Origin of the sequence: Paractinoplanes globisporus DSM 43857 (assembly GCF_000379645.1) — a bacterium.
Lineage (GTDB): Bacteria > Actinomycetota > Actinomycetes > Mycobacteriales > Micromonosporaceae > Actinoplanes > Actinoplanes globisporus.
The window spans coordinates 1-4,878 of sequence record NZ_KB903346.1 but is presented as its reverse complement, the minus strand read 5'-3'; the positions used below and the strand labels follow the sequence as shown (position 1 = coordinate 4,878).

Annotated in this window: 4 protein-coding genes; 2 read left to right on the top strand and 2 right to left on the bottom strand. The window is 69.0% G+C overall.

Going from position 1 to position 4,878, the window contains the following annotated elements; genetic code table 11:
• Positions 1-111 precede the first annotated feature (111 nt).
• Positions 112-537: a DUF350 domain-containing protein gene (locus A3CQ_RS0144390; RefSeq protein WP_020517427.1), complete on the bottom strand. Its 426-nt coding sequence runs from the start codon at positions 535-537 to the stop codon at positions 112-114.
• A gap of 51 nt (positions 538-588) precedes the next feature.
• A complete protein-coding gene (locus A3CQ_RS0144385) occupies positions 589-1,941 on the bottom strand; it encodes a glutamine synthetase family protein (protein ID WP_040434112.1) in 1,353 nt (450 codons plus the stop codon).
• Between A3CQ_RS0144385 and A3CQ_RS0144380 the strand changes: the two genes are divergently transcribed.
• Together A3CQ_RS0144380 and panB are read left to right on the top strand one after the other, a co-directional pair.
• On the top strand, positions 1,892-3,844 hold the full coding sequence (locus tag A3CQ_RS0144380) for an NAD+ synthase (RefSeq protein WP_370657642.1): 1,953 nt from the start codon (positions 1,892-1,894) through the stop codon (positions 3,842-3,844). The genes A3CQ_RS0144385 and A3CQ_RS0144380 overlap by 50 nt on opposite strands.
• A 94-nt stretch (positions 3,845-3,938) precedes the next feature.
• Positions 3,939-4,769, top strand: a complete 831-nt coding sequence (gene panB / locus A3CQ_RS0144375) for a 3-methyl-2-oxobutanoate hydroxymethyltransferase (protein WP_020517424.1) — start codon at positions 3,939-3,941, stop codon at positions 4,767-4,769.
• Positions 4,770-4,878 lie beyond the last annotated feature (109 nt).

Sequence of the window (4,878 nt, the reverse complement as noted above, 5' to 3'; positions counted from 1 at the left end):
GCGAGATCTCGCGGCAGCCCAGCCCGGAAGCGGCGGCACGGAGGCCGGGACGGCAGCGCCCGGCCTCGTGTCGGCGGGACCGGGCGTGACCTCGTACGGTATCGGGATTTTTCAGGAAATGCAGGCGCAGATGATGAGCGCGGCCCCGAAATGGGTGGCGGCCGAGACCATCGCGCCGCCGTGGCGGTCGGGCGTGCAGATGACGTCGCCGAGCTTGCCGGGGGTCATCCAGTCGAGCACCAGGAACGCCAGGCCCATGATGGCGATGCCGACCAGGCCGAAGATGACCGTCGAGGCGAGGCCCTGGCCGAACGAGTCGTAGCTCGTGAAGATGGCCGTGAAGACGATCAGGGCGATGCCCAGCTGGTTGGCCGCGAGCAGCAGGGACGCGTTGGGGTTGCGGTCGGTCCAGATCAGGTCGCGCAGCTTTCCCGGCGTGAGCCAATCGATCAGGACGTATCCGAGGGCCATCAGGCCGATACCGATGAGTCCGAAAACGATGCTGCGGCCAGCACCCTCGAGCAGATCTTGCAGCACGGTCTCTCCTTCATGAAGTCAGAGAGACCGTACAAGAACGGATCTACAGTTCTACAGCGCTCCCAGATAACGTTCCCGCTCGTAGGGGGTGACTTCGCGGCGGTACTGCTCCCACTCGGCCCGCTTGTTGCGCAGGAAGAAGTCGAACACGTGCTCGCCGAGCACCTCGGCGACCAGCTCGGACTTGCTCATCACGTCGATGGCCTCGGAGAGGTTTTCCGGCAGCGCCTCGTAACCCATGGCCTTGCGCTCGGCGGGGGAGAGCGACCAGACGTCGTCCTCGGCGCCGGGGGGCAGCTCGTAGCCCTCCTCGATGCCCTTGAGGCCGGCGCCGAGCATGACGGCGAACGCCAGGTAGGGGTTCGTCGCGGAGTCGATCGAGCGGACCTCGACGCGGGCCGAGTTCGGCTTGCCGAAGGCGGGGACGCGGACCAGGGCGCTGCGGTTGAGGTGGCCCCAGCTGACGAAGGCGGGGGACTCGGTGATCGCGTTGGGCAGCTGCAGCGGGAAGAGGCGCTTGTAGGAGTTCACCCACTGGTTCGTCACCGCCGTGTACTCCCGGGCGTGGACCAGGAGGCCGGCGATGAACGCGCGGGCCGTCTTGGACAGCTTCATCGGGTCGTCGGCGTCGTGGAACGCGTTGCGCTCGCCCTCGAACAGGGAGAGGTGCGTGTGCATGCCGCTGCCGGGCTGGTCCGTGTACGGCTTGGGCATGAACGTGGCCCGCACGCTCTGCGTGAGCGCGACCTCCTTGACCACGTGGCGGAAGGTCATGATGTTGTCGGCCGTGGTCAGGGCGTCGGCGTAGCGGAGATCGATCTCCTGCTGGCCGGGGGCGACCTCGTGGTGGCTGAACTCGACGGAGATGCCGATGCGCTCGAGGGCGAGCACGGCCTGACGGCGGAAGTCGCGGGCCACCGAGTGGGTGGTGTGGTCGAAGTAGCCGCCGGTGTCGACCGGGATCGGGACCGAGCCGTCCAAGGGGCCGTCTTGCACCAGGAAGAACTCGACCTCGGGGTGGGTGTAGAAGGTGAAGCCCTTTTCGGCGGCCTTGGCCAGGGCGCGGCGCAGCACGTGGCGCGGGTCGGCCCAGGCGGCACTGCCGTCGGGGAGCAGGATGTCGCAGAACATGCGGGCGCTCTCGCCGCTGGCGCCGCCCTCGAACGGGAAGACCTGGAAGGTCGTGGGGTCGGGCATGGCGACCATGTCGGACTCGTAGACCCGGGCGAAGCCCTCGATCGCCGAGCCGTCGATGCCGATGCCCTCCTCGAAGGCGGACTCGAGCTCGGCCGGGGCGACGGAGACGCTCTTGAGGGTGCCCAGCACGTCGGTGAACCAGAGCCGGACAAAACGGATGTCGCGCTCCTCGAGTGTGCGAAGCACGAACTCCTGCTGTCGGTCCACGGTCACTCCTGGTCGCTCCGGCGCTGACGAGCCAGTGTCGCCCGGCTCCGTTACGCCGAGATTACGCTGGCCGGGAGCCGCCGCGGCGTCCCGGGTGCGGTCCGTGCGGAAGAATGAGGGCATGCCCACGCTGCGGATCGCCCTGGCCCAGGTGAACTCGACGGTCGGCGACATCGCCGGTAACGCGGCGGCCGTGCGCCGCTGGTCCCGGCTCGCCGCCGACGCGGGGGCGCAGCTGGTGGCCTTCCCGGAGATGATGCTGACGGGGTACCCGATCGAGGACCTCGTCTTCCGGGACTCGTTCGTTGCGTCGTCTTTGTCCGCTTTGTCAACGCTGGCCGCCGACCTCGCCGCCGACGGTCTGGGCGATTTGGCGGTCGTAGTGGGATATGTCGACGCGGACGGGCCGGCGGCGACCAGCTCGGAGGCGACTCCGGGGTGCGGGCGGCGGGATGCCTCGGCGCTGCTTCACGCCGGACAAGTTGTGGCAAAGTACTACAAACATCACCTGCCCAACTACGGCGTGTTCGACGAGGGCCGGTACTTCGAGCCGGGGCAGTCGCTGACCGTCGTGCGCTTCGGCGGGGTGGACATCGCGCTCACGGTCTGTGAGGACATCTGGCAGGCCGGTGGCCCGTTCACCGCGGCGCGGCGGGCCGGGGCGGGGCTGGTGCTGAACATCAACGCCTCGCCGTACGAGCTGAACAAGGACGACGTGCGGCTGCCGCTGGTGATGCGGCGGGCGGCCGAGGCCGGCGCGGCCGTGGCCTATGTGAACGCGGTGGGCGCGCAGGACGAGCTGGTCTTCGACGGCGACTCGATGATCGTGACGGCCGGCGGCGAGCTGCTGACCCGGGCCGGGCAGTTCACGTCGGAGCTGCTCGTTCACGACTTGTCGCTGCCGGCGGCCGATGCCACGCCCAACCGGGCCGAGAAGACGGACACCGAGCCGCTGCCGATCGTCGAGCAGTGGATCGACGACGAGATGGAGATTGTCCGGTTTGTCCTGCCCACGGAACCCCGTCCGGCCCACCGGGACAAAAAGGACGGCGGCATCGCGGAAAGGATCGCCGACGAGGCCGAGATCTGGTCCGCGCTGGTCCTCGGCCTGCGCGACTATGTCAACAAAAATGGGTTCAGATCGGTGATTTTCGGACTGTCGGGAGGAATCGACTCCGCGGTCGTCGCCGCGATCGCGGTCGACGCGCTCGGGCCGGATCGGGTCTTCGCCGTCTCCATGCCCAGCGGCTATTCCTCGGCCGGCTCCCGCGACGACGCGGCCGAACTGGCGAAGCGCACCGGCATCGACTACCGCGTCGAGGCGATCCAGCCCATGGTCGACGCCTTCCTCGCCAACCTCTCGCTCTCCGGCCTCGCGGTGGAGAACCTCCAGGCGCGGGTGCGCGGCGTGATCCTGATGGCCCTGTCCAACCAGGAGGGCCACCTTGTCCTCACCACCGGCAACAAGAGCGAGCTCGCGGTCGGTTACTCCACGCTCTACGGCGACTCGGTCGGCGGCTTCAACCCGCTCAAGGACGTGCCCAAGACGATGGTCTACCGGCTGGCCCGCTGGCGGAACGAGCAGGGCGACCCGCCCATCCCGGAGAACTCGATCACCAAGCCGCCGAGCGCCGAGCTGCGCCCCGACCAGAAGGACTCCGACTCGCTGCCCGAGTACGACCTGCTCGACCCGATCATCCGCGGCTACGTCGACCACGATCTCGGCCGGGAGCAGCTGATCGAGGCGGGCAACGATCCGGCCCTGGTCGACCGGGTGCTGCGCATGGTCGACCTGGCCGAGTACAAGCGCCGGCAGTCCGCGCCCGGGCCCAAGATCTCCGGCAAGGCCTTCGGGCGCGACCGCCGTCTCCCGATTACGAACAGGTTTCGAGAAGGTTTGTGAAAACCTCCACTGACCCCTGACCGAGTGGCCATTCCGGGTGCGACGATTTCCGGACCCGGGGACCGCGAACGCGGCCTCGAGGGAAGGAGAGATCATGTCGGATATTCCCACCCTGTACGGCGGTCCGCCCACGCGCCGGGTACGCACCCGCGACCTGATCGCCGCCAAGTCCCGCGGTGACCGCTGGCCGATGCTGACCTCCTACGACCAGTACACCGCGTCGATCTTCGACCAGAACGGCGTACCGGTCCTGCTGGTCGGCGACTCCGCGGCCAACAACGTGTTCGGCTACGAGACCACGCTGCCGGTCACGGTCGACGAGCTGCTTCCGCTGGTCCGCGCGGTCGTCCGCGCCACCAAGACCGCGCTGATCGTCGCCGACATGCCGTTCGGCAGCTACGAGGAGGGCCCCACGCAGGCCCTGCGCACCGCCGTCCGGTTCATGAAGGAGGGCGGCGCCCACGCGGTCAAGCTCGAGGGTGGCCGCCGCGTCGCCGCCCAGATCGAGGCGCTGACCGGCGCCGGCATCCCGGTGATGGGCCACGTCGGCTTCACCCCGCAGAGCGAGCACACCCTCGGCGGTTACCGCGTGCAGGGCCGCGAGAACGAGGGCGCCCACGTCCTGGCCGACGCCCGGGCGGTCGCCGACGCCGGCGCCTTCGCCGTCGTCCTCGAGATGGTCCCCGGCGAGGTCGCCAAGACCATCACCAAGGAGCTGTCGATCCCCACCGTCGGCATCGGCGCGGGCCCCGACACCGACGCCCAGGTGCTCGTCTGGCAGGACATGGCCGGCCTCCGCACCGGCCGTATGCCACGCTTTGTCAAGCAATATGCCGATTTGGCGGGTGCGCTCGGCGACGCGACGCGTCAGTTCGCCGCCGAGGTCCGCGGCGGCGAGTTCCCCACGGCGGAGCACACCTTCTAAAGACATTTGCCCGTACGAGGTCACGCCCGGTCCCGCCGACACGAGGCCGGGCGCTGCCGTCCCGGCCTCCGTGCCGCCGCTTCCGGGCTGGGCTGCCGCGAGATCTCGC

Coding starts and splice junctions, on each gene's coding strand:
- A3CQ_RS0144380 (WP_370657642.1), top strand. CDS start 1,892: ATGTCGCGCTCCTCGAGTGTGCGAAGCACGAACTCCTGCTGTCGGTCC.
- panB (WP_020517424.1), top strand. CDS start 3,939: ATGTCGGATATTCCCACCCTGTACGGCGGTCCGCCCACGCGCCGGGTA.